Annotated in this window: 4 protein-coding genes; 3 read left to right on the top strand and 1 reads right to left on the bottom strand. The window is 60.5% G+C overall.

Annotated features, from left to right (window positions below):
- A partial coding sequence (locus AC1D1P_RS20235) for a lipocalin-like domain-containing protein (protein ID WP_477674197.1) occupies nt 1–895 on the top strand: 895 nt, incomplete at its 5' end.
- 46 nt (nt 896–941) lie between these two features.
- Here the strand turns inward: AC1D1P_RS20235 and AC1D1P_RS20230 are convergent.
- Nucleotides 942–1310 (bottom strand): hypothetical protein, encoded by a 369-nt coding sequence (locus tag AC1D1P_RS20230; RefSeq protein WP_477674196.1) that lies wholly within the window; start codon nt 1308–1310, stop codon nt 942–944.
- A gap of 42 nt (nt 1311–1352) precedes the next feature.
- On the opposite strand from AC1D1P_RS20230, the gene AC1D1P_RS20225 reads away from it, so the two are divergent.
- On the top strand, nt 1353–2264 hold the full coding sequence (locus AC1D1P_RS20225; RefSeq protein WP_477674195.1) for a LysR family transcriptional regulator: 912 nt from the start codon (nt 1353–1355) through the stop codon (nt 2262–2264).
- A gap of 64 nt (nt 2265–2328) precedes the next feature.
- A complete protein-coding gene (locus AC1D1P_RS20220) occupies nt 2329–2622 on the top strand; it encodes a YciI family protein (protein ID WP_477674194.1) in 294 nt (97 codons plus the stop codon).
- The last annotated feature ends 60 nt before the right edge of the window (nt 2623–2682 follow it).

Below are 2682 nucleotides of genomic sequence, written 5' to 3'. Positions count from 1 at the left end.
GGGTGGGCGCCTCTTCGGCTTTCAGCTGACCTTTTTCCGTTCACGCGTGGACGATACGCAGGGCATGTCGTCAAAATTCGCCGCAAGGCAGCTGGTTTTTGCGCATGCCGCCATCACCGATGTGCAGGGCAACAAACTCTGGCACGACCAGCGCATCGCACGGGAAGGTTTTGGCGTTGCAATGGCCAGCGAGCAGGACATGGCCGTCAAGTTGCGCGACTGGTCCCTGAAAGCCGAAGGCGCCAGGTACACCGCAGAGCTACCGGCCAGCGACTTTGCGCTCAAGCTGCAGTTTGAAGAAACGCAAGGGGTGCTGCTGCAAGGCAACAAGGGCTTGTCGCGCAAAGGGCCTGACGAAAAGCAGGCCAGCTACTACTACAGCCAGCCGCAGCTCGCCACGCGCGGCAGCCTGCAAGTCAAAGGAAAAAGCTTTGCCGTTACCGGAACAGCCTGGCTGGACCACGAGTGGAGCGAAGAGATCCTGCATTCAGACGCCACGGGCTGGGACTGGATAGGCATGAACCTGCTGGACGGCAGCGCCCTCACCGCTTTCAGGCTGCGCGGCAAAGACGGCAACACGCTGTGGGATGGCGGCTCGTTCCGCTCAACCAAGGGAGGGCTGTACACCTTCAGCCGTGGCGAGGTCATTTTTAAACCCGTACGCCACTGGAAAAGCCCACTGACGCAAGCCACTTATCCCGTGGAATGGATAGTGCGAACACCGGCTGATTTTTATACCGTACGCGCCGTCATCGACAACCAGGAGCTGGACAGCCGCCAGTCGACGGGTGCGATTTACTGGGAAGGCTTGAGCGAGCTGATCGACAGCAACGGCAAGCGCGTGGGAATGGGTTACCTGGAGATGACGGGGTATGCGCAGCGCCTGAAGATGTAGCGCCAGCCTGACGCCGGCCGCAGTTGCGGCGCAGCGCCCAAAGGGATCAATAGTCGGCGCGGATCAGGCGCTGGGCACGAGGGCTCATGTTGCGGCGGATATTTGCCGTCAACCATGGGTAGGGCTGGCCAGGCGCAGCGGCGACAGATGGTGCACCGGGCAGCAGAAATTGCGCAGCATCCATCACCTTGCGCAGCAAGGAAGACAACGAGGAAGAAGCCTGCAACGAACGGCCGCCGACAGAGGGGGTGGCGGAAGCGGTCTCAGTGAAAAATGCGGTGCGTGTCATGGAAGGTTCTTTCGAAGTGACGTGAGCGGCAACGATTGCCAAAACAGAGGTCGTGACGAGAATATAGGGTTTACGAGTATAAAAGTAAAACGACTTATATTGCGTTTGAATGCAGAAAAATTGCATTTAGAGCACGGCCTCTAAGGCCGGACAAATGGGAGACACGCCATGGATATCAACCTCGCCCGCACCTTCCTGGAAATCGTGTCTTGCCACAGCTTTGTCCAGGCCGCAGAACGGCTGCACGTTACCCAGACCGCGGTCAGCGCTCGTGTGAAAACGCTGGAAGAACTGCTGGGACGCACGCTCTTCGTCAGGAACAAGGCCGGCGCGTCGCTCACACCCGCAGGCGAGCAGTTTGTACGGCACGCCATGACGCTGGTGCAAGTCTGGGAGCGCGCCCGCCACCAGATGGCCGTGCCACCCGGGCGCCGCGCGCTGGTGACCGTTGGCTGTGAAATCAGCCTCTGGCAACCGCTGATGCTCGACTGGCTGTTCTGGATGCGAAAAAACGCGCCCGACCTGGCCCTGCGGACCGAGGTGGGTGTTGCAGAAGACCTGCTGGAACGCGTCGCCCACGGAACACTGGACATCGTCATTGCCTATGCACCGCGGCAGCGCCCCGGCCTCAGGATCGAACTGCTGATCGAAGAAAAGCTGGTGCTGGTCACCACCTCGCCCAGGCTCGAGATGCCGCAGCCCGCCGACTACGTCTACGTGGACTGGGGGCGCGAATTCTCGGCACAGCATAGCCTGGCGTTCCCGGAGCTTTCCAGCGTCGGGGTCTCCTCCAGCCTGGGGCCATTGGGGCTGGAGTACCTGCTTGCAGTGGGCGGCGCCGGCTATTTCCGGCAAAACGTGGTGAGCAACCACATCAAGGAAGGCCGCCTGTTTCGCGTGCCAGGCAAGCCGGAGTTTTTGTACCCCGCTTATGCCGTCTACGCAGCCAACGCAGACATGACAGTACTGGAGCCCGCCCTGGCAGGCTTAAGGCAAGCCGCGGCGGGAAGCCAGGGCGGCAAGGTGCGCACTGCCAAGCCGGCAAAGGCTCCCGGCAAGGGCAAACAACCCTCATCGTGATACATCACAGCCCCAAGTCCCTCATCTTCACCACTTCATTCATCACTTCAATCAGGATGGCCCAATGCGCTGGATAGCCCTATTTGACGACACACCCGCCATGCTGGCGATCCGGCAGGAGCGTGAACCCCTTCATCTTGCCTACCTTCGGCAACACCAGGACGAAATCCTCATCGCAGGCGGTTTGCGTGAAACGCCCGGCGAAAGCTTTGTAGGAGGCCTCTGGGTGATGGAGGTTGCGTCCAGGGCGCGTGCCGCGGAGCTGGTCGAAAGTGACCCCTACTACGTACCGGCTCATCGCAGCTACCGGCTGCTGGCCTGGGGCAAGGCATTGGCCGACAGGCAGGTGATTTTGTAAGCAGAAACCACGAATCGTTGCACCGGTTTCACTGTCAACGACAGAAGGGAATCAGGAGCC

It is taken from the genome of Polaromonas sp. P1_E1_2 (genome assembly GCF_056406035.1).
Note: the sequence above shows the minus strand (reverse complement) of the source record. Positions and strands in the feature narration are given on the sequence as shown.

Excerpts from the sequence above, each read along its gene's own strand:
- AC1D1P_RS20230 (WP_477674196.1), bottom strand. The coding sequence starts at position 1,310 with ATGCAATTTTTCTGCATTCAAACGCAATATAAGTCGTTTTACTTTTAT.
- AC1D1P_RS20220 (WP_477674194.1), top strand. The coding sequence starts at position 2,329 with ATGCGCTGGATAGCCCTATTTGACGACACACCCGCCATGCTGGCGATC.
- AC1D1P_RS20225 (WP_477674195.1), top strand. The coding sequence starts at position 1,353 with ATGGATATCAACCTCGCCCGCACCTTCCTGGAAATCGTGTCTTGCCAC.